This is a genomic window from Mycolicibacterium sp. XJ879 (genome assembly GCF_053483935.1).
In genome coordinates this window covers 640,405-661,028 of record NZ_JBEFTH010000001.1, presented here as the reverse complement: position 1 = coordinate 661,028, position 20,624 = coordinate 640,405, and the positions used below count along the sequence as shown (strand labels likewise).

The following is a 20,624-nucleotide window of genomic DNA, read 5'->3' as shown; positions in this document are numbered from 1 at the left end:
GGAAGACGTCGGCAGGGCCGAAAGTCACTGATCCAGACACGGGCGGTCCGGCCCGGACAGCGAGTGACTTTCTTCTCTATACGGACTCGACCCACCGGAGTGACGATGGACCGGTCGAAGGGACGCGAGGGTGAAGACCAGCATCGAACCGAAACGCGGGGAACTGGACACGATCGCATGGGCCTTCCTGCGTTCCGAGTTCACCGGAGCGGCCTACCGCAGTTGGCCCATCGACCGGCGCCTGAACGCCTTCCTCGTGCATCGCGGACTGACCGCGATCGCCCACGACGGAGGAGCGTGCGACGCGCTGCTGCAACAGGTTCTGTCGAACCTCGGGCCGGCGCGGCGCCAAGGCCTGATCCGTTCGCCGGTCACATCGAGACACACGGGACCCACCCGTAGAGACCTTCGAGGGAAGCACATATGAAAGCAATGGTCTACGACGGTCCGGGACGCGTCTCCTGGCGGTCGGTGCCGGATCCCGGCATCCAGCGCCCCACCGATGCGATCGTGCGGGTCGAGGCGGTGACGATCTGCGGAACCGATCTACACATCCTCAAAGGCGATGTGCCCGAGGTCGAACCGGGGCGGGTGCTGGGTCACGAAGCCGTCGGCACGGTGACGGAGGTGGGATCGGCAGTGCAGACGCTGTCGCCGGGAGACCGGGTGTTGATCTCGTGCATCAGCGCATGCGGGGCGTGCCGGTACTGCAGGGAAGGTCATTATGGCCAGTGCCTGGGCGGTGGCGGATGGATTCTGGGACATCTCATCGACGGGACACAAGCCGAGTACGTCAGGGTGCCCTTCGCCGATAACTCCACGCACAAGGTGCCTGCCGGTGTCGGCGATGAGCAGATGATCTTGCTGGCTGACATCCTGCCGACATCCTATGAAGTCGGTGTCCTCGCGGGGACCGTCCGCCCGGGTGATGTGGTGGCGATCGTCGGCGCAGGGCCGATCGGCCTGGCCGCCGTTCTCACCGCGAAGCTGTACAGCCCGAAGCACATCGTGGCGGTAGACGTCACCGACGCCCGCCTGGACGCCGCCCGCAAACTCGGGGCAGACGTCGTTGTCAACTCCACGAATCAGAGCGCCCGTGAGGTCATCGACGACCTGACCGCCGGCTTGGGCGCCGATGTGGCAATGGAGGCGGTCGGTCTTCCCGAGACGTTCGAAGAGTCGGTCAGGTTGGTTCGTCCCGGCGGACACGTGGCGAACCTCGGTGTGCACGGCGCCCCTGCGACACTGCACCTCGAACAGATCTGGATCAAGAACCTGACCATCACGACGGGCTTGGTCGACACCTACTCCACCCCTACGTTGATCGAGCTGGTCGCAAGCCGTCAGCTCGTTACCGCGGAGATGATCACCCACCGGTTTGCGATGGCCGAATTCGAAACGGCCTATGGAGTTTTCGGCGATGCGACCCGTTCGGGTGCGCTGAAGGTTCTATTGACGGCGGGTTGATTGCTGCCGCGCGACGATCACCGGGACCCGGGCGGCCTGGACCACCGTGTTGCTCGCCGAACCGAGCAACATCCCCACGAATCCGCCGCGGCCGCGGCTTCCGACCACGACAAGCTGAGCCTCTTCTGATCGGTCGAGCAGCTGGCGAGCCGGTTGGTCCAGCTCCACCACGCGGTGGACGACGACGTCGGGGTAGCGCTCTCCCCAGCCGGCCAGGCTTTCGGCGAGCGTCTTCTCGGCCGTCGCCTGCAGCGATGACCACTGCATGCGGTACGTGTCGGGAACATCGGCGTCGCTCCAGACATGCAGCGCAACCAGATCCGCCCCTCGGCGCGAGGCTTCGTCGAAAGCGACTGCCGTCGCCAACGCCGATGCTTGCGAACCGTCGATGCCCACCAGCACCGGTTTCCGCCCCGGTGTTGCGTCGTCGTGGATCACCGCGACCGGACAGTGGGCGTGGTGCACGACCGCAGTGGTCACCGACCCGAGCATGCGGCGAGACCGTGCACTTTGCCCCTGCCGTCCGACCACCACCAGCTTGGCCGTCGTGGAGGTCTCGACCAGAGCCGCCACCGACTGCCCGAAGTACAACTCACTGCAGATATCTGGGCGATCCGCGCCGGCCAAGCTTTCTTCAGCGACCTGGACCGCGTGGGCGATGGTGTTGCGAGCGTCGTCCTCCTGGCTCTCGAGCACTTCCTCCGGCACCCGACCGAACGGCCACAGCGCCGTCGACGCCGCTACCCGAAACGGGGCGAGGGCGTGCACGACCGTGAGCGGGACGCGGTGCATCGCGGCCTCCCGCGCCGCCCACCGCACCGCCACATGTGCGGACGCGGACCCGTCGGTGCCCACGACGACTCCGTGATGTGACACGTGAGGTCCTCCCGCCGATCGATGACCATCTGGGATGGTAGGAGTCAACTGTCGGGCAGCGCGACGGGCTTAGGTCCCACCCCGCTACGGCCGATCGTCACCTGATCGTGTGAACGAAGCCACTACGGCAGTACGTGGCTGGATCGTAATGTCGGCACACATGGCGGCACCTGACCGCGACGATGCGGACGAGCGGCGAGCGAGTCCTCGCGTTCCGTCGTTCGGCACGGGCGCGTTGGACTCTGTGTTGGGACCGTTCGCGAGAACCGGTAGCTACTACGCGCACGCGTGGCGCGACTATCTGAATCGCAAGCCGCGCGAGCTTCCGATCGCTCGGCCGACGCCGGCGCTTGCCGCGCATGCGCTGCGCGATGAGATCGTGCTCATGGGATTGCGCATGCGTCGGCCGATCAGCGATATGGCCGAATTCGAGCGCATCAACACCGAAGTCGTTGCGGCGCTGGCCTGCTACGAGCAGCACGGCTGGTTGGAGCAACCGGCACGCTACTTCGCCAAACCCCGGGCACTCGCTGAAGTCGCCGTCCACCCGGTGGAGGCGTTCGGCCGGTCGTATGAGCGCATGGTGTTCGACAGCGGCTACACACCACGCGCGGACGAACCCGGTAGACAACGCTGGCTCGGCTATACCGCCAATCACCGTGGGTACGCATTGCTGCTGCGTCACAGGGAAGATCGGCCCTGGCTGGTGTGCGTGCACGGAACGGAGATGGGCCGCGCGGGGCTCGACCTGGCGTTGTTCCGGGCGTGGCACCTGCACCGTGATCTCGGCCTCAACGTGGTCCTGCCGGTCCTGCCGATGCACGGCCCGCGGGGTCGAGGCCTGCCCAAAGGTGCGGTGTTTCCGGGCGCGGACGTGATGGACAACGTGCATGCGACCGCCCAGGGTGTGTGGGACATCCGGCGGTTGCTGGCCTGGATCCGCTCACAGCAACCCGATGCACCGATCGGGTTGTACGGTCTGTCCCTCGGCGGTTACGTCTCGTCCCTGGTCGCGAGCCTCGATACCGGGCTCACCTGCGCGATCCTCGGGGTGCCGGTGGTCGATCTGATCGACCTGCTTGGCAGCCACGCCGGCTTGAGCGACGACGATCCACGCCGTCAGACGGTGACCATGGCCGCGCCCATCGGGCGGATGACCTCGCCACTGTCCTTGGCGCCCAAGGTGCCGATGCGCGGCCGGTTGATCTACGCGGGCATCGCCGACCGTCTCGTGCATCCGCGCGAGCAGATCGTCAAGCTGTGGGAGCACTGGGGCAGGCCAGAGATCCTGTGGTATCCCGGCGGCCACACCGGGTTCTTCCAGTCGCGGCCCGTCCAGCAGTTCATCGACTGTGCGCTGGTGCAATCGGGGCTGCTCACCGGGGCGGTGCCGGAATGCGAACCGGACCAGTAGCGATTCGGTCAGCAGTCGCAGGACCGGGCGATGCAGCCCCCGCTGTACACCGTGTCGGCCTGGGCGAGCGCGTCGGGTGCGGCATACGACAACACCTGTCCTTCGCGGCTGCCGTACCGGTAGACCGTGATCCCCTTGACCTTTGCCTTCCAGGCGGCCAGGTAGATGTCGCGAACGTCGTCGACCGTCGCGGTTGCCGGCAGGTTGACCGTCTTGGAAACGGCCGCATCGACGTGGCGCTGCACCGCGGACTGCATCCGCAGGTGCCAGTCGGGCGCGATCTCGGCCGCGGTGGGAAACGCGCCACGCACCGAAGCCGACAACTGTGGGCACCCACGCACTCCCCCGCGCTGCGCGATCTCGCTGATCAACTCGTCACTGTAGAAACCCTGACCGCGGGCCAGCCGGTCAAAACACGGGTTGACCTCCAGCAGCTGCCTGCCGAGAACCGAACGCGTGAAAGCGATCGCGAACATCGGCTCGATTCCGGCGGTGGTACCGGCGATGAGCGAGATGGTTCCCGTCGGTGCCACGGAGGTGACCTGCGCGTTGCGACGCGGGTCCGAGCGCGCGAACCGGCTGTCGGCGAACGCCGGAAACGAGCCCCGCTCTTCGGCCAACCGCTTCGAGGCGATGTGCGCCTCTCGCTGTATCCGCCTCATGAGCTGTTCGGCCAGCCCCACCCCCTCCTCGCTGTCATACGGAATGGACAGGGTGGCAAGTAATTCCGCCAACCCCATCACGCCCAAGCCGATCTTGCGGGTGGCCCGGGCGGCTTCTTCCAACTCGGGATACGGGTACCGGCTCACGTCGATGACGTCGTCGAGGAATCGCACGGCGAGCGCGACGACCTCGTTGAGCCGGTCCCAATCGATGCGCCCGTCGACAACCATTCGGGCCAAGTTGATCGAGCCGAGATTGCAGGACTCATACGGCAGCAGCGGAACCTCGCCGCACGGGTTGGTCGCCTCGATCCGGCCACGGCGCGGTATCGGGTTGGCCCTGTTGATGGCGTCGAGGAATACCAGACCCGGGTCTCCGCATTCGTGCGCTGCCGCACAGATCCTGTCGAACAGCGTTGCGGCGGGCACCTGGGCAACGGTCCTGCCGGTCCGCGGGTTGACCAGCCGATGATTATCGCCTCGTTCCACCGCACGCATGAACCGATCGCTGACGCCGACCGACAGATTGAAATGTGTCAGCGCGTTCTGTGAGCGGGCTTTGGTCGTGATGAAGTCGACGATGTCGGGATGCGACGCGTCGAGCACGGCCATGCAGGCGCCGCGTCGACGACCGCCCATGGAAACCACCTCGGCGGCAGTGTCGTACAGCTCCAGAAATGGCATCGGACCGCTCGCGGTGCCTGCCGTGATGGTCACCGGGTCGCCCGAGGGACGCAACCGGCTGAACGAGAAGCCGGTGCCACCGCCGGACCGCTGAACCTCCGCGGCCTGGCCGAGGGTCGCGAAGATCGAACGCAGTGAATCGTCGACGGGCAGGACAACGCAGGCAGACAGCAGGCCGATATCGGTCCCGGCGTTCATCAACGTGGGCGAGTTCGGCAGGAATTCAAGGCTGCGTAGCAGCTTCGCATACCGCTCGGCCCAGCGCGTCGACGAACCTGGCCGGTACCCATCCTCTGCCGCGGCGACGCAGTGCGCGGCCCGGTCCATCATCTCGCCGGTCGACTCGGTCGGGCGCCCCTTGTCGTCGCGCAGCAGATACCGCTCGCGCAGTACCGTCACCGCCGCCAGGCTCAGCTTCAGCTCGTCGGCCACCCCGAGCATCTCCTTGGCGGTGCGCAGCTCGGCGCGGCGCCGTCGGTAGACGATGTATGCGCGGGCGACGTCGTCGAGACCGGCTTCGCCCAGCCGCGCCTCGACGTAGTCCTGTATCTCTTCGACCGGCGCCACGCCAGGCCCCAGCGCGTCGGCAACCGCCCTGGCCACCGTTATCGCCATGTCCGGGTCGTCGTTCGCCACCTCACGGGCCGCCCCAGCCACCGCGGCTTCGATCCGCGTGACGTCGAACGGCACCACGGTTCCGTCCCGGCGTCGGACTTCTGTCGGCCAGGTTCTCGTTTTCGCCTTGGTGGACACGGCTATCCGCTCCTTCACTGCGGCCTCAATGCTGCCCGAAGCGGACGGGGCCGCCAGAGTCATTCTCCCTGAGCCATCCGGGACTTTCGGCCCTGTGGCGCCGGTCGGTCGCGGTCAAGACTGGCTGCATGCCACGCCAACGGCATGACGAACGGCGACCAGCACAGGACGCGTCCTTCTACCACCTTGCCGATGTCACGATTGGCACACAGTGTTGTCAGGGCACGGCGTGCTTTGTGGCCCGACAACGGAACCCGGCGCGCTGGGCCGAGGCCGATGCGTCCGATCCTCGCGTCTATTGCCTGGGGCGCTGCTTCGCGGGTCCTGCTGCCGCAGGCGATCTGTCTGGTCCCGCGGTCGAAGTCGCTTGTGACACCGCAGTGATACTCGCCAGAATCAGCCGGGGTTCTTCTCCGCAGCTGAGTGACTACCGCGCCGACGCGGGGTACGTGGGTCTTGCCCGCGCTTTGTCCTCGAAACCCGAGGCAACGCTGGCCGAAGTCGACAGGTCCGGGCTCCGCGGCCGTGGTGGGGCAGGCATTCCGACCGCCCGCAAATGGCGCGCTGCCCGAGCGCAATCCGAAGGCGCACGCGTTCTCGTCGTCAACGCGGACGAAGGCGATCCTGGTGCGTACATCGACCGGTATCTCTTGGAAGGCGACCCGCACGCCGTGCTCGAAGGGATGGCGATCGCGGCGGTCGCCATCGGTGCGCAGCGGGCATGTATCTACGTGCGCCGCGAGTATCCGCGGGCGCTGGCCACGGTTCGCGCCGCCGTGGCCGAGGCCGAAGCCGCGGGAATTCTCGGCGACGCACTTCTCGGGCACGGACCCCCGTTGACGGTCAGCGTGGTGGAGGGCAAGGGCAGCTACGTCTGCGGCGAGGAGACTGCGCTGCTCAATGCCCTCGAGGGACGGCGTCCGATGGTGCGCGCGCGCCCACCTTATCCCGCGCAGTCCGGTCTGCATGGTGTGCCGACCGTGGTGAACAACGTCGAGACGCTCGCCGCTGTGCCATGGATTCTTCGTCACGGCGGCACCGCATATGCCCGACTCGGGTCAGGCACCAGCACAGGCACGAAGGTGGTGTCGTTGAACTCGCTGTTCCGCAGGCCGGGGCTCTATGAAGTCGAGTTCGGTATCCCGCTGCGAGAGATAGTCGAAGGGCTCGGCGGCGGGCTCGTCGACGATGACCTGAGGGGTGTGATCGTCGGCGGCCCGCTGGCCGGAATCGTCCCGCCCACGCTGCTCGACGTTGCGTTCACCTTCGACGACTTGCGCGGCATCGGAGCCGAGGTCGGCCACGGGGGAATCATCGGGTTCGACGACACCACACCGGTCGGTGAACTCGTGCATCACGTCTTTCGGTTCGGCGCCTACGAATCCTGCGGCGCCTGCACACCGTGCCGCGTCGGCGCCGCCCGGATCGAGCAGCTGTTCTCGGGGGTCTTGGACGAGGCTGGTGACGCCGAGTGGCGGTCCACGGTGCGGGCACTGGCGGCGACGAGCCTGTGCGGTCATGGCAGCGGGTTGGCGGCGTTCGCCCGCAGCGTGATGACCCATTACGGGGAGGACCTCGACTCGTGCCGCGCTTGATCATTGACGGCGCCACCGTCTCCTGTGCGCCCGGCGTTTCGGTGCTCGAGGCGGCGGCAAGCGCCGGGATCGACATCCCGGCGTTGTGCCACGACCCGCGCCTCGCCCCGGCCGGAGCCTGTCGGTTGTGTGTGGTGACGATCGACGACGCCGATCGCCCCAAGCCCGCCTGCACCACGCCGGTGACCGAGGGCATGGTGGTCCAAACGACGACAGGTGAGCTGCGCGAGTTGCGAAAAGCCCTGCTGTCCATGCTTACTCGGCGTTACCCCGCCAATTCTGTTGCCGTCGATCCAGAACTTCCGTTGCATCGCATGCTCGCAGACCACGGGGTGTCGGCGACGGGAACACCGGACCCGTGCCGGGTGGATTCGTCGCACCCCAACATCCGCGTCGACCTCAACCATTGTATCTCGTGCTGGCGTTGCGTGCGGATCTGCGACGAGGTGCAGGGCCAATTCACCTGGCGCATAACCGGTCGCGGCACCGACTCCCACGTCATCCCGGACTCGGGCGGTACGCTGGCCGACAGCACCTGCGTATCGTGCGGCGCGTGCGTCGACACGTGCCCGACCAATGCCCTGACCGACGTGCACGCTGTTCAAGCCGAGTCGGCCACCGAATGGGCTCGAACCACATGCCCGTACTGCGGCGTCGGATGCGAAATGATGGTCGGCAGCCGCAACGGGCGGATCGTGGAAGCCGTTCCCGCTCATGATGCCCCGGTCAACCGCGGCCACCTGTGCGTGAAGGGCAGGTACGGCTTCGGCTTTTCCGCCTCAGCCGACCGGATCACCACCCCGATGCTGCGCAGTTCGTCGGGGGAATGGATGCCGGTTGGCTGGGACGAAGCCATCGAGGTCGCGGTACGCGGCTTTCGTCGCGTCATCGAGCGTGCCGGGCCGACGGCGGTCGGCGTCCTGGGCTCGGCGCGCGCCACCAACGAGGAGAACTACCTCACCCAGAAGTTCGCGCGCGTCGTGCTCGGCACCAATAATGTGGATTGCTGCGCCCGGGTCTGCCATGCACCGTCGGCTGCGGGCCTCAAGGCAGTATTCGGTACCGGCGCGGCCACCAACTCATTCGACGACATCGAAATCGCAAATACCATTGTGGTGTGCGGGTCCAACACCACGGAGGCCCACCCGATCGTCGGCGCCCGCATCAAGCAGGCCGCGCTGCGCGGCACCAACCTCGTCGTCATCGACCCGCGCCGGATCGAACTCGCCGACTACGCCGACGTGCACCTGCGGCCCCGCCCGGGAACGAATGTGGCGGTGCTCAATTCGATCGCGGCCGCGATCATCGACGAAGGCCTTGTCGACGAGGCGTTCGTGGCTCGGCGGGTGGACGACTTCCCCGCGTTCCGCGATTTCGCTACCGCCTATGTACCCGAACGGGTTTCGTCGACCACCGGGTTGGATCCCGCCGATGTGCGACGCGCCGCCCGGCTCTATGCCGGACCAGGCCCATCCATGCTCTTCCACGGTCTCGGGGTCACCGAGCATGTCCAGGGCACCGACGCCGTGATGTGTCTCGCCAACCTGGCCCTGCTCAGCGGAAACATCGGCAAGCCCGGCTCCGGGTGCAATCCGCTTCGCGGACAGAACAATGTGCAGGGCTCGGCCCACATGGGATGTGAGCCACACCATCTGACCGGCATGATCGCCCTGGCCGATGGCCGTGAGCGCGCCGCCGCGGTATGGGGCGCGCCCGTGCCCGAGGTGCGCGGGCTCGATGCGATGGAGATGCTCGACGCCGCCGAGGACGGCCGGCTCGACGCGTTATGGGTTGTCGGCTGGGACATCCTGCTCACGCAGCCGCAGACCGCGTCGGTCGAACGGGCACTCGCCGCGCTCGAGGTGCTCGTGGTTCAGGATCTCTTTCTCACCGAGACGGCGCGGCGCTTCGCAACGGTCTTCCTCCCGGCCGCATCGTCGTTCGAGAAAGACGGCACGTTCATGAACTCCGAGCGCCGGATTCAGCGGATCCGCCGCGCGGTTCCCCCGCCGGGCGTCGTCAAGACCGACACCGACATGTTGTGCGAGGCCGCCGCCGCCTTCGGATGGGGCGGCCACTTCTCCTACCGGGGTGCACACGACATTTGGGATGAGATCCGGCGCCTCTGGCCCGCCGGTGCGGGGATCACCTATCACCGGCTCGACAGGCCCGGCGGCCTGCAGTGGCCCTGCCTCGACGAGGACCACCCGGGGACGTCGCTGCTGCACCGCGACACGTTCCCGGGGATCGGGGCGCGTGCCATGTTGCGACGCATCGATCACCGGCCGAGTGCCGAACAACCGAGCGACGGCTACCCGCTGGTGCTGATCACCGGCCGTGAGCTGTACGCGTTCAACGCAGGCACGATGACCGGGCGGGCGGCCACCGCCGCGTTGACCCTAGGTGCCGCGCTCGAAATTTCACCGGAGGATGCGCAGCGACTGGGCGTCAGCGATGGCGCGGAAGTCTCTGTACAGAGCAGGTACGGCACGCTCGTACTGCCGTGCCGCATCAGCGACCGCATGCAAACGGGAACGGTGTTCGCCAGCTTCCACGACCCAGCCGTACCCGTGAATACAATCACCGGGCCAGGGCGCGATCGCACGACCCACACCCCGGAGTACAAAATTACGGCGGTGAAGGTCGACCCCTCGGGCCCACCCAGGCCAATTGTCCGGCGTGACAGGTCTTAAGACCCTAATCAAGGCGACCCTTCGGCCATAAAGTCGTCTCAGGCGGTACCAACCGGTCTCGCCCCGACGAGCAAGGAGGACCACCATGACTACGGCTCGCGACGTCATGCACGCCGGCGCCACTTGTATCGGCGAACACGAAACCCTCGCCGCAGCGGCTCAGCACATGCGTGATCTTGGTGTCGGCGCGCTGCCGATCTGCGGAGACGACGACCGCCTGCACGGCATGATCACCGATCGTGACATCGTCATCAAATGTGTTGCCGCTGGTCATGATCCGAATATCATGACTGCCGGGGAACTAGCGCAGGGCAGCGCCTATCACGTCGATGTGGGAGCCGACATTCAAGAGATGCTGCTGATGATGGAAGAGCATCAGGTGCGTCGTCTCCCGGTGATCGAGAATCATCGACTGGTCGGTATCGTCAGCGAGGCCGACGTTGCGCGGCAGCTTCCCGAGCATGAGATCGCGCGGTTCGTCAAAGCGATCTGCGCCCCCAAGGCGCTGACCAGCCACTAAGCGCTAGGCCAGCTCCTCGGTGTCCTGACTCAACGCGGCCAACCGCGCGATGCCCTGTTCAATGCCCCGCGCCAGTTCATCGACGTCCGGTGTGGCATCGTAGTCTGCGGTGATGCCGACGACCAGTTCTTCGGCATAGCTCAAGATCGCGATGACGGTTCGCAACTGAACGGCAATTGGCGGAATCGGATATACCCCCAGCACTTTTCGCCCCATGACGTGCATCTGGTGACGAGGCCCGGGCACGTTGGTCGCGACTGTTACGACACCGCGCTGCGGTAATCGGGTCAACGCTCGAACAGCCCAGGCCGTCAAGGGAAAAGGAACGACGTTCGTCGCGGCGACAAACACCGACGATGCCTGCCGCTGACCACTGCTCTTTACGGTGGTCAGCCGATCGTGCACCGCTCGCAGTTGCTCGACAGGGTTTGATTTATCGACGGGAAGGTACGGAAGCATCACCGAAATCCGATTGTCGGCCTCGCTCATCGCCTCGTTCGAACGCACCGACACCGGCACCAGTGTCGGCAGTGAATTGCGTCTGGGCTCCACGCCACGACGAATAAGACCTAGCCGGAAACTATCCGTAATAGCGGCCAGCACAACATCATTGAGTGTCACATCAAATGTCGCTCGGATCTTGGCCACATCAGCCAGTGACACGCGCACCGCGCTGTACCGTCGCATCGTGGTCAGCGGGCCGACGAAGGGCGACGGCGCTGCCGGACGCAAGAGGCTCGAGGTGATCTCAACCGCCCCTTCCAATACAAGACCCGCTGCTCTGGTGACCGTGCTCGCGGCGTGCCAGGCCCCGCTGGCCCAATCAAGCGGATTGAGGCTCAGCCGGGGCACGAGGTTGGGTTGCTGGTGCGGCTCGTGGGCCGCCCGAATCTTGGATGCGAACGTGTCGCTCTCACCCTCGTCGCTGAGGCTTGAGAGCATCTGCATCGTCGCAATCCCGTCGGCGATGCAGTGGTGGATCTTGATCAAGGTCGCCCACCGGTCACCGGCCAGGCCCTCGATAATCCAACATTCCCACAGAGGTCTCTCCCGGTCTAACCGCCGTTCCATGACGTCGGCGACAAACCGGAACAACGCCGTGTCATCGCCCGGATGTGGCAGCGCGGCGCGGTGGACGTGGCGGGTCAGATCGAGGTCGGGGTCTTCCACCCATTCCGGGGCCTCGAGATCAAGACGGTGAGTGTGCAGACGTTGTCGGAACCGGGGAACCGCGAGTACGCGTTGCCCGATGCCGGCAACAAGCGAATCGTAGTCGGGCATGGGCCCTTCGATGACCGACAGACCGCCGACCGCAAGGCTGACGTGCGGATCAGAATCTTCGGCTTCGAGAAAGCCCGCGTCAAGAGTGCTCAGGTGCTCCATGTGTCAACTCTTGCGCCCGCGAAGGAGGCGATGGAAGGGCCAGAGGTCCCGTACCGAAGAGGACGAGGACCTCCTCGCCATTCGGTACGTGCCCGACGATGACCGGCCGCGATACGGTGAGACAGTCCAGGGCGGCATCTGAAAGAGATGGACGGCTTGACGATCAGGCTCGCCTGCGCGAACTGGTCGCCCAGGGCCCTTAGTTCCGCGCTTAGGGACCATAGACCCTGGCATTGCCGGGGTGGGGTGTATCAACCTGGAAGCATGGGTCGCACCCGGGTGGAACAAGACGTGATCAAGGACGTCGTGCAGTTGGCGTGCCGCGCCCCGTCGCTGTTCAATAGTCAGCCGTGGCGATGGGTTGCCGAGGCCGACACGCTTCAACTGTTTCTCGACAAGGACCGCGTCCTCTACTCGACAGACCACTCGGGTCGCGAGGCGCTCCTGGGCTGTGGCGCCGCACTGGACCACTTACGGGTGGCCTCGGCCGCGGCGGGCTGGCAGGCCAATGTCGACAGACTTCCCAACCCGAACAATCCCCTACATCTGGCTTCGATCGACTTCCGGCCGATGGAGCTGATCACCGAGGGGCACCGTCGCCGCGCAGACGCGATACTGCGCCGGCGGACCGACCGGCTGCCCCTCACGGCCCCGCCGGACTGGGATTTGGTTCAGGCGCAGCTACACAGATCTGTGACGTCCAGGGCTGTACGACTGGATGTCATCGCCGACGAACTACGTCCGGAGCTCGCGCACGCCTCGCGACTCACCGAATCATTACGTCTCTACGACACCTCGTATCATTCCGAACTCTCCTGGTGGACAGGGCCGTTCGAGTCCATCGACGGTGTACCACACAGCACACTGGTGTCCGCTTCCGAAGCCGAACGCGTGGATATCGGACGTGACTTCCCGCGCGTACCCCACGAAGCCAGGCGGTTGGAGTTCGGGTATGACCAGTCCAAGATCCTCGTATTATCTACGCACGCCAACGACCGCACCAGCGTCCTCGAGTGCGGCGAGATGCTTTCGGCCGTCCTGCTCGAGGCCACGATGCAAAGCTTGGCGACATGCCCACTCACCCACATCACCGAACTGTGGGCGAGCCGCGACATAGTCTCGAGCCTGATCGGCCAGACCACCACCCCGCAGATTCTGGTCCGCGTCGGCGTGGCCCCGGCGCACGAGGACCCGCCTCCGCCGACACCGCGGCGGCCGATCGACGAGGTGCTCGAGATCCGCGACCAGCCACGATAACCGGACAGCCGCACCGAATGCCTGTTGTTCTCCACTTATCAGCAAATCGCGGAACGTATTGTGAGAGCAACGTTCCTTGTTCAGCGCTAGTTCGGAGGGCGTCACATGGTGAAGGTCTTTCTCGTGGACGACCATGAGGTTGTGCGCCGGGGCCTGATCGATCTGCTCGACTCCGATCCCGACCTCGAGGTCGTCGGCGAGGCCGGATCGGTTGCACAAGCGATGGCCCGCATACCCGCGTTACAACCCGATGTTGCGGTGCTTGATGTGCGGTTGCCCGACGGTAACGGCATCGAACTATGCCGGGATCTCTTGTCGCGCCTGCCCAATTTGCGCTGCCTCATGCTGACATCGTTCACCTCCGACGAAGCGATGCTGGATGCGATCCTGGCCGGCGCCAGCGGGTACGTCGTCAAGGACATCAAGGGCATGGAACTGGCCCAAGCCGTCAAAGATGTCGGCGCCGGCCGTTCCCTGCTCGACAACCGGGCGGCGGCGGCGTTGATGGCCAAATTGCGCGGGGCCGCCCAACTGGCCGATCCACTCGCGGATCTCAGCGAGCAGGAACGCGTGCTGCTGAACCTGCTCGGCGAGGGATTGACCAACAAACAGATCGCTGCGCGGATGTTTCTAGCCGAGAAGACGGTCAAGAACTATGTGTCGCGGCTGCTAGCCAAGCTCGGCATGCAACGTCGCACCCAAGCGGCGGTCTTCGTTTCAAAACTGGATCGATCGTCAGATACCCACAAGTAGCTTGAGCCTGGTCAGGACGGGCGTGCGACGATCACCGGCGTACGGGCGGACTCTGCGACCGCCGTACTGACCGAGCCGAGGAGCATTCTGGCGAAGCCACCGCGACCGTGGCTCCCGACCGCAGTTAGTTGCGCCTTCTCAGCCTGCTCGAGCAGTTGACGTGCAGGCCGGTCGAGTACGACGACTCGCTCCACCTTGACATCCGGATAGCGCTCCTGCCAGCCCGCCAGCCGCTCGGCGAGCGCCTCCTCGGCTTGGGTTTGGACGTCGGACCATTCGACCCCGGGCAGTTCGGCCACCCCGAAATCGCTCCAGGCGTGCACCGCGACAAGGTGCACGCCGCGGCGCGACGCCGCATCGAATGCGATGGCCGTGGCCAGCTCGGAGGCCGGCGAACCATCGATACCGACGACTACGGGCGCATTTGTGCGCTCCGGTGTCGGCGGGTCCTCGTCGTGGATCACCGCGACCGGACAGCCGCCGTGGCGAATGAGGCCTGCGCTCACCGAACCCAGCAGACGTCGCCCGATCGCCCCGAGTCCGCGGCAACCCACCACGACCATCGTGGCTTCCTTGGATACGTCGATCAGGGTGGACAGCACGCCGGCGACGATCATCTCGGTCTGTACGTCGACCGTCGACTCCCCGGCGGCTTCTTGGGCCATCTCATCGGCGTCACGCAGAATGACCTGCCCGTTCTCTTCCAGTAGCCTCATCAGGTCGGGCGGCGTGGGCACCTCGGGCCACATCTGCACCGCAGGCGACTGGATCACATGGACGATGGTCAGCGGGAGGTTGCGCATCGCGGCTTCACGCGCTGCCCACTCGACGGCTGCCTTCGCGGGCGGTGATCCATCGACACCGACGACGATGCCGTCATACCTTGACCTCGTGGGCATTTCACACTCTCCTGCCGGATGCTGCGAGTTCGATCAGTTCAAATGAGACGTTATTGGGCAGCCCCCGTTTATTCCGGGGCCATTGGTCACCTCCGTGATGGCCGAAAGACCTGAGCGCAATACTGTCCGATATGCCCGAAGTATCCGAAGTATCCGCACTGCGGCGCGGTCGACCCGATCGGTAGATCGTGTCTGCAAGGGACGGCCCACCGGTGCACCGAAACTGGGACGCCACACTTCTGGACGGGACGCGCATCGTGCTCCGCCGCTTGACGTTCCGTGATGCTGACGCGGTCATCAACCTCTACACAACGCTCAGCGACGATGAGTGCTACTTCCGCTTCTTCACAGTCCACCCAGCGCATTTGACAGATTGCGCCCTGTCCATCGTCGAACAGTCCGAAAACCGATACGCGCTGGGCGCCTTCGATGAGGCTGCACTCCTGGGCGTGGCCAACTACATCCGGTGCGAGGACGCCGACGATGCCGAGATTGCGATCGTCGTCGCGCACAACCAACATCGGCGCGGAGTCGGTACCGCACTGCTTCGACAACTCGGGCAAATCGCCGAAGACTCCGGTGTGCGCCATCTGATCGCCGACGTCCTGGCCGAAAACCACCTGATGCTGAAAATGATGTCGGAATCCGGGTTGTCGTGCACCAGACACCTCGACGGTCCGGTGATGCATGTCGTCATCGACCTGAGGAAACTGGGCGGATAGGCGGAGTGCGATGACGCCGCGGCTACCCGTGCACTATTCGAAGACCGAGCCGTCGAGGCCGGTGACCACTTCGGACAGCGGGCGCCGAGGAGTCGCCGGTAGCGGGTCGGCGTTGACCGGCGCCCATCCCACCCGCAGCAACATCTGCGGATAGGCGCTGTCGCCGAAAACGTCGCTTCGCACGGCTTCTCGCGTTTCGGGAAACTCCAGCGGTTCGGTGATCGGGCAACTCGAGAGCCCCAGCGCGGTCGCGGTCAGCAGGACCAAACTGGTGGCCTCACCGGCGCGCAGTCGCGACAGGCTGCTGTCGTCCATCGTGCCGAGAGCCAGCACCACCGCGCTGTCGTCGGTCGGGTCGGCGTCTTCGGGTTGGGCCAGAGCGGGCCCGGCGAACACGCGCCCGGGGATCGGCGACAACGGATCCGACGGCGGCGTGCTTCGCGCAGGGACGCCGGACACGGCGGCGTAACGCCCACTCCAGGTGGCCAACTCGGTGAGGTAATCCTGGTCGAGCGCGTGCCGCCAGGCCGCCTCCGCGACGGCGCCCTGCAGCTTCGGCAATGCCTCGACCTGTCGCAACACCACGCCCGCGCGGGCTGCCCGCGCACCCATCAACGTGATATCGGCCGCCGGCACCGGCCACCAGCTGTAGAGCCGACGGTCGGTGCGCCTGCGCGGTATCGCGGCCGCGAGCGCCACATCGAGTTCGGTGGCGGTGTGCCGCTGCACTTCGATGCTGGCCAGATGTTCCGGCTGCAGCGGATCCGGCAGCCGGTTGACCTTCGCCTGCCAACCCAGCGCGGCCAGCGCGATCACCGTGTGATGCAGCGCCGCGCCGCAGCTCAGCAGCAAATCACGGCTGTCCGGGTCGGTGTTCGGCAGGTGCCGGCTGGTGTCGGCATACAGATGCAAGCTCGTGGCACCGACCCGCCACCGCCAGGGCTGGGTGTTGTGGATCGACGGCGCCCTGACGCCCAGCGACAAGACCGTGTGGATCGTTCGATGATCCGGCAAGCGGGTACTCATGCCTCCAGCATCGCCCGGCCCGCAAAGGTAGGCAAGGGAACAAAGTCACTGCGGACTGGGGACTTTTTCGACGCGCAGCTGCGCCAGGCACAGATCGGGTTCGACGAACGGTTCGAGCTTCTCGACCGTGACGGGTGCGTTCCACGCCTCCAACGCGCCGCGCATCAGCCCGAGGTGCACCGGGCAGACGACGTCAGTGCTGTGCTCGGCCAATTCGAGGAACGGGCAGTGCCGCAGGTCCACCCGGCGCTTCCCGCCGACCGTGCGTAACCGCGGGGCAAAGCCGAGCTCATCGAGGAACTTGACGAGCCGGCGGGCCGACTGGTCCGCGCTGACCACGGTGCGGCCGTCGCGCTGGCTGATTCTGCGGGCCCACGCACGCCCGGCGTCGGCCGCCTTGTCCGCCGCGTTGCGCTGGCCGGCCAGGCTGAGCAACAGAACTTCAGCGAGCACCTGATAGCGCCGCGGACCGCCGGGGTCCATACCGTGCACGGCGCGAAACATCGACGGCGGGCGGCCCGGCCCGCGCCGCTCGGATTCGACCTGTTCGGCGCGGCCGTCGGCGACCAGCGTGTCGAGGTGAAACCGGACCGTGTTGGGGTGCACGTCGAGCTTGTCGGCGATCGCGACGATGCTCATCGGCTCGTCGGTGGCGCGCAGTGTCGCGAGCACATCTTCGCGACGACCGGCAGACATGCCCGGAAGTTTATCCAAGTTTACTCGTAACAACGAAACACCGGGAAACCGGGCTCGAATGTGGGTTTGTGGGACGCCGTCGAGCCTCAGCGCGTGGCACAACCCCACACTCGCCGGGCAGAGGCCGTGGCGTCACCAGCCGCGGCGTTGCGGATGCGATCCGACCAACTCGCCCTTACCCGCCACGTCGCGGCTGCGGTACACGATGTAGGGGCGGAACAGATAGGCGATGGGTGCACTGAACACGTGTACGAGCCGGGTGAACGGCCACAGGCAGAACAGCACCAGCGCGATCATCACGTGGATGTGGAACCACAACGGCGCGGTGACCATCAAATCCCCACGGGGCTGCAGAATCCAGATGGACCGGAACCACGGTGACACCGACTCGCGGTAATCATGTTCGGCGCCAACGGGTGTGGCCCCGATCAGCGTGCAGGCCAGTCCCGCCACGATGGCCAGCACCAGCACCGCGTACATCACCTTGTCGTTGACCGTGGTGGCCAAGAACACCGGGCCGGTGGTGCGCCGCCGGTACACCAGCAGCGCGATGCCGCCCAGCGTGGTGATCCCGGCGATCGCGCCGAGCACCATGGCCTGCAGATGGTAGACGTGGTCGCTCATCACCAGGTCAGTCCACGACTCGGGGATCACCAGGCCGATGATGTGCCCGACGATGACCACCAGGATGCCGAAGTGAAACATCGGGCTGCCGATGCGCAACAGTCGCGATTCGTAGAGCTGTGACGATCGCGTGGTCCAGCCGAACTTGTCGTAGCGGTACCGCCACCATGTCCCGATGGCGACGACGGCCAGCGTCACGTACGGCACCACGTCCCAGAAGATCACCCAACCCGACATGTCAGCGAGCTCCTTCGGTAGCGCTTCCGCCAACACCCGCCCGACGGGGCGGCACGGTCAACGTGAACGGTTCCAGCCCAACGGCTTCGGCGGGCGGACCGGCCTCGGCTAGCCGCTGGGCGCGCTGGGTCTCCCGGTCGGTGGGGTGCGGCAGCGTGGTGCGCACCGCGGCGACGGCGGGTGCGTACGGCGAACCGGTGTCGTGAAGCGACGTATAGAGCACGTCGATCGGGACGCGGTGCTCCACCAGGAGACGACGCCCGCCCACCGGGTCGACGGTCGCGGCGAACTCCAGCACCACCGGAAGGTAGTCGGGGGCTTCCTTGCCCGGCGGCGCTACGCCAGCATCGCGGTACGCGGTGTTGAACGCCAGCATGTGTTGGCCGCGGTTGCGGGTGTCGCCGGCGGTCCAATAGGTCAGATACATTGTCGAAGAGCGCCGCATGTCGAAGGTTTCGACGTAACGGGCGGCCGCGGTGGTCGCATCGGTGTGCCGCAGCGCCGCAGCGGTGCGGCCGAGCAGCGTCGCGGCCGGGTCACCGATGTGCGCCAGCAGTTCGTCGACGGTGTGCAGACGCTCGAAGCACCGGTCGTCGGGATAGCACAGCAGCAACGACGCCGCCTGCCATACCAGCCGGTCGGTCAACGTCGCCGAATCCGGTTTGCGGCCCAGGAGCTTCATTCCCCGCCCCCTTCGCCGGGGAACAGCCCCGACGGCACCCCGCGACCGTCCCAGTTGAGCAGGTTCACCCGCGAGGGTCGATCGGCGTTGGCGGCCATACCGTCGGCGGTCTGGCGGTGCTGCAGGGCGTGAAAGGTCTCGACCGCGACCGGTACCGGCCCGCCGCTGGCCTCGCCGAACGGGCCCGATTCATACATGCCCGGGCCGCCTTCGAATGACAGCGAGCACCCGAGTTCGGACTCTTCGGGCGGGTTCTGCTCGTCGACGGCGTAGGCGGTCGGGATGACGTAGCGCTCGTCATATTTGGCCAGCGCCAGCAGCCGGTACATCTCGTACATCTGTTCCTCGGTCATCCCGACCGATTCGGGGATATGCGGCTGGGTTTCGCGGCCGAGGTTGATGTCGCGCATATAGGAGCGCATCGCGGCCAGCCGGCGCAGCACACCCTCCACAATGTCGGTGTCCCCGGCAGTGAACAGCCCCGCCAGGTATTGCATCGGGATGCGCAGCGCCTCCAGCGCGCCGAACAGGTTGCCGAGTTCCTCACCGTCGTGGCCGTCGCGGGCGACCGCGTCGACCACCGGCGACAGCGGCGGGATGTACCACACCATCGGCATGGTGCGGTACTCCGGGTGCAGCGGCAGCGCCACCTGATACTTGTGGATCAGGGCGTATATCGGGGAACGTTGCGCGGCTTCGATCCACTCGTCGGAGATGCCTTCGGCGTGTGCCCCGGCGATCACCTCGGGGTCGTGCGGGTCCAACAGGATCGACTTCTGCGCCTCGTAGAGGTCGGTGTCGTGTTCCACCGTGGCGGCTTCCAGCACCCGGTCGACGTCGTAGAGCACCACACCGAGGTAGCGCAGCCGGCCCACGCAGGTCTCCGAGCAGACGGTCGGCAGGCCGACCTCGATACGCGGATAGCAGAACGTGCACTTCTCGGCTTTGCCGGTCTTGTGGTTGAAATACATCTTCTTGTAAGGACATCCGGACACACACATCCGCCAGCCGCGACAGCGGTCCTGGTCGACGAGCACGATGCCGTCCTCGCTGCGCTTGTACATTGCGCCCGACGGGCACGACGCCACGCAGGACGGGTTCAGACAGTGTTCGCAGATGCGCGGCAGGAAGAACATGAACGTCTGCTCGAGTTCGAGCTTGATGTCTTCGCTGACCTGTTTGAGCACCGGGTCGCCGGGCACGATCTCCGGTGATCCGCCGAGGTCGTCGTCCCAGTTGGCCGACCACGAGATGTCCATCGGTTCACCGCTGATCAGGCTGCGCGGTGGGGCGACGGGCATCTGGTCCGACAGCGGCGCCGACATCAGGTTGTCATAGTCGTAGGTCCACGGCTCGTAATAGTCCGAGATGTTCGGCATCTTCGGGTTGGCGAAGATCCGGAACAGTTTCGACAGCCGCCCGCCATCACGCAACCGCAGCCTGCCCTTGCGGTCGCGGATCCACCCGCCCCGCCAGCGTTCCTGGTCTTCGTACTGTCTCGGATAGCCCTGCCCGGGCCGGGTCTCGACGTTGTTGAACCAGACGTACTCGGTGCCGGGACGGTTGGTCCATGCCTGTTTGCACGTCACCGAACAGGTGTGGCACCCAATGCATTTGTCCAGGTTCATCACCATGGCCATCTGCGCCATGACCTTCATCTGATGCCTCGCTCTCCACGTTT

The 20,624-nt window shown here is 65.9% G+C and carries 18 protein-coding genes; 9 read left to right on the top strand and 9 right to left on the bottom strand.

The window, feature by feature from the left end:
* The first annotated feature begins 130 nt into the window (after nucleotides 1–130).
* Nucleotides 131–427: a hypothetical protein gene (locus ABQF13_RS03400; protein WP_448391280.1), complete on the top strand. Its 297-nt coding sequence runs from the start codon at nucleotides 131–133 to the stop codon at nucleotides 425–427.
* A complete protein-coding gene (locus ABQF13_RS03395; protein ID WP_448391278.1) occupies nucleotides 424–1,467 on the top strand; it encodes a zinc-dependent alcohol dehydrogenase family protein in 1,044 nt (347 codons plus the stop codon). The genes ABQF13_RS03400 and ABQF13_RS03395 overlap by 4 nt, the downstream gene beginning before the upstream one ends.
* Here ABQF13_RS03395 and ABQF13_RS03390 read toward each other — a convergent pair.
* A complete protein-coding gene (locus tag ABQF13_RS03390; protein ID WP_448391277.1) occupies nucleotides 1,450–2,343 on the bottom strand; it encodes a universal stress protein in 894 nt (297 codons plus the stop codon). The two genes, ABQF13_RS03395 and ABQF13_RS03390, sit on opposite strands and share 18 nt — an antisense overlap.
* Nucleotides 2,344–2,503: 160 nt before the next feature.
* On the opposite strand from ABQF13_RS03390, the gene ABQF13_RS03385 reads away from it, so the two are divergent.
* Nucleotides 2,504–3,757 carry an alpha/beta hydrolase family protein gene (locus tag ABQF13_RS03385; protein ID WP_448391276.1) on the top strand — a complete coding sequence of 418 codons (1,254 nt, stop codon included), beginning with the start codon at nucleotides 2,504–2,506 and terminating at the stop codon, nucleotides 3,755–3,757.
* A gap of 8 nt (nucleotides 3,758–3,765) precedes the next feature.
* Here ABQF13_RS03385 and ABQF13_RS03380 read toward each other — a convergent pair whose 3' ends face one another.
* Nucleotides 3,766–5,856 (bottom strand): adenosylcobalamin-dependent ribonucleoside-diphosphate reductase, encoded by a 2,091-nt coding sequence (locus ABQF13_RS03380; protein WP_448391275.1) that lies wholly within the window; start codon nucleotides 5,854–5,856, stop codon nucleotides 3,766–3,768.
* Nucleotides 5,857–6,323: 467 nt separating this feature from the next.
* Between ABQF13_RS03380 and ABQF13_RS03375 the strand changes: the two genes are divergently transcribed.
* The 3 genes from ABQF13_RS03375 to ABQF13_RS03365 all read left to right on the top strand — a co-directional run bounded on the left by ABQF13_RS03375 (nucleotide 6,324) and on the right by ABQF13_RS03365 (nucleotide 10,664).
* Nucleotides 6,324–7,451, top strand: coding sequence for a complex I 51 kDa subunit family protein (locus tag ABQF13_RS03375; RefSeq protein WP_448391274.1), 1,128 nt, complete (start codon nucleotides 6,324–6,326; stop codon nucleotides 7,449–7,451).
* On the top strand, nucleotides 7,439–10,144 hold the full coding sequence (gene fdhF / locus ABQF13_RS03370) for a formate dehydrogenase subunit alpha (protein WP_448391272.1): 2,706 nt from the start codon (nucleotides 7,439–7,441) through the stop codon (nucleotides 10,142–10,144). The genes ABQF13_RS03375 and fdhF overlap by 13 nt, the downstream gene beginning before the upstream one ends.
* A gap of 85 nt (nucleotides 10,145–10,229) precedes the next feature.
* Nucleotides 10,230–10,664: a CBS domain-containing protein gene (locus ABQF13_RS03365; RefSeq protein WP_448391271.1), complete on the top strand. Its 435-nt coding sequence runs from the start codon at nucleotides 10,230–10,232 to the stop codon at nucleotides 10,662–10,664.
* A gap of 3 nt (nucleotides 10,665–10,667) precedes the next feature.
* On the opposite strand, the gene ABQF13_RS03360 is transcribed toward ABQF13_RS03365, so the two are convergent.
* Nucleotides 10,668–12,047, bottom strand: coding sequence for a WS/DGAT/MGAT family O-acyltransferase (locus tag ABQF13_RS03360; RefSeq protein WP_448391270.1), 1,380 nt, complete (start codon nucleotides 12,045–12,047; stop codon nucleotides 10,668–10,670).
* A 264-nt stretch (nucleotides 12,048–12,311) separates the two neighbouring features.
* Between ABQF13_RS03360 and ABQF13_RS03355 the strand changes: the two genes are divergently transcribed.
* Both ABQF13_RS03355 and dosR read left to right on the top strand, forming a co-directional pair.
* Nucleotides 12,312–13,304, top strand: a complete 993-nt coding sequence (locus ABQF13_RS03355; protein WP_448391269.1) for an Acg family FMN-binding oxidoreductase — start codon at nucleotides 12,312–12,314, stop codon at nucleotides 13,302–13,304.
* A 105-nt stretch (nucleotides 13,305–13,409) separates the two neighbouring features.
* Nucleotides 13,410–14,057, top strand: coding sequence for a hypoxia response regulator transcription factor DosR/DevR (gene dosR, locus ABQF13_RS03350; RefSeq protein WP_448391268.1), 648 nt, complete (start codon nucleotides 13,410–13,412; stop codon nucleotides 14,055–14,057).
* Between the two features lie 11 nt (nucleotides 14,058–14,068).
* Here the strand turns inward: dosR and ABQF13_RS03345 are convergent, their stop codons facing one another.
* On the bottom strand, nucleotides 14,069–14,956 hold the full coding sequence (locus ABQF13_RS03345) for a universal stress protein (RefSeq protein ID WP_448391267.1): 888 nt from the start codon (nucleotides 14,954–14,956) through the stop codon (nucleotides 14,069–14,071).
* Nucleotides 14,957–15,144: 188 nt separating this feature from the next.
* On the opposite strand from ABQF13_RS03345, the gene ABQF13_RS03340 reads away from it, so the two are divergent.
* The gene (locus ABQF13_RS03340; RefSeq protein WP_448391266.1) at nucleotides 15,145–15,678 is read left to right on the top strand and encodes a GNAT family N-acetyltransferase; all 534 of its coding nucleotides are present in this window, start codon (nucleotides 15,145–15,147) and stop codon (nucleotides 15,676–15,678) included.
* Between the two features lie 33 nt (nucleotides 15,679–15,711).
* Here the strand turns inward: ABQF13_RS03340 and ABQF13_RS03335 are convergent, their stop codons facing one another.
* The 5 genes from ABQF13_RS03335 to narH all read right to left on the bottom strand — a co-directional run bounded on the left by ABQF13_RS03335 (nucleotide 15,712) and on the right by narH (nucleotide 20,601).
* Nucleotides 15,712–16,704, bottom strand: a complete 993-nt coding sequence (locus tag ABQF13_RS03335) for an Acg family FMN-binding oxidoreductase (RefSeq protein ID WP_448391265.1) — start codon at nucleotides 16,702–16,704, stop codon at nucleotides 15,712–15,714.
* Between the two features lie 45 nt (nucleotides 16,705–16,749).
* Nucleotides 16,750–17,400 carry a helix-turn-helix transcriptional regulator gene (locus ABQF13_RS03330; RefSeq protein WP_448391264.1) on the bottom strand — a complete coding sequence of 217 codons (651 nt, stop codon included), beginning with the start codon at nucleotides 17,398–17,400 and terminating at the stop codon, nucleotides 16,750–16,752.
* Nucleotides 17,401–17,532: 132 nt separating this feature from the next.
* Nucleotides 17,533–18,261 carry a respiratory nitrate reductase subunit gamma gene (gene narI, locus ABQF13_RS03325; RefSeq protein ID WP_448391262.1) on the bottom strand — a complete coding sequence of 243 codons (729 nt, stop codon included), beginning with the start codon at nucleotides 18,259–18,261 and terminating at the stop codon, nucleotides 17,533–17,535.
* Nucleotide 18,262: 1 nt separating this feature from the next.
* Nucleotides 18,263–18,943, bottom strand: a complete 681-nt coding sequence (narJ, locus tag ABQF13_RS03320) for a nitrate reductase molybdenum cofactor assembly chaperone (RefSeq protein WP_448391261.1) — start codon at nucleotides 18,941–18,943, stop codon at nucleotides 18,263–18,265.
* Nucleotides 18,940–20,601, bottom strand: coding sequence for a nitrate reductase subunit beta (gene narH, locus ABQF13_RS03315; RefSeq protein ID WP_448391260.1), 1,662 nt, complete (start codon nucleotides 20,599–20,601; stop codon nucleotides 18,940–18,942). Before narH ends, narJ begins: the two co-directional genes overlap by 4 nt.
* Nucleotides 20,602–20,624 lie beyond the last annotated feature (23 nt).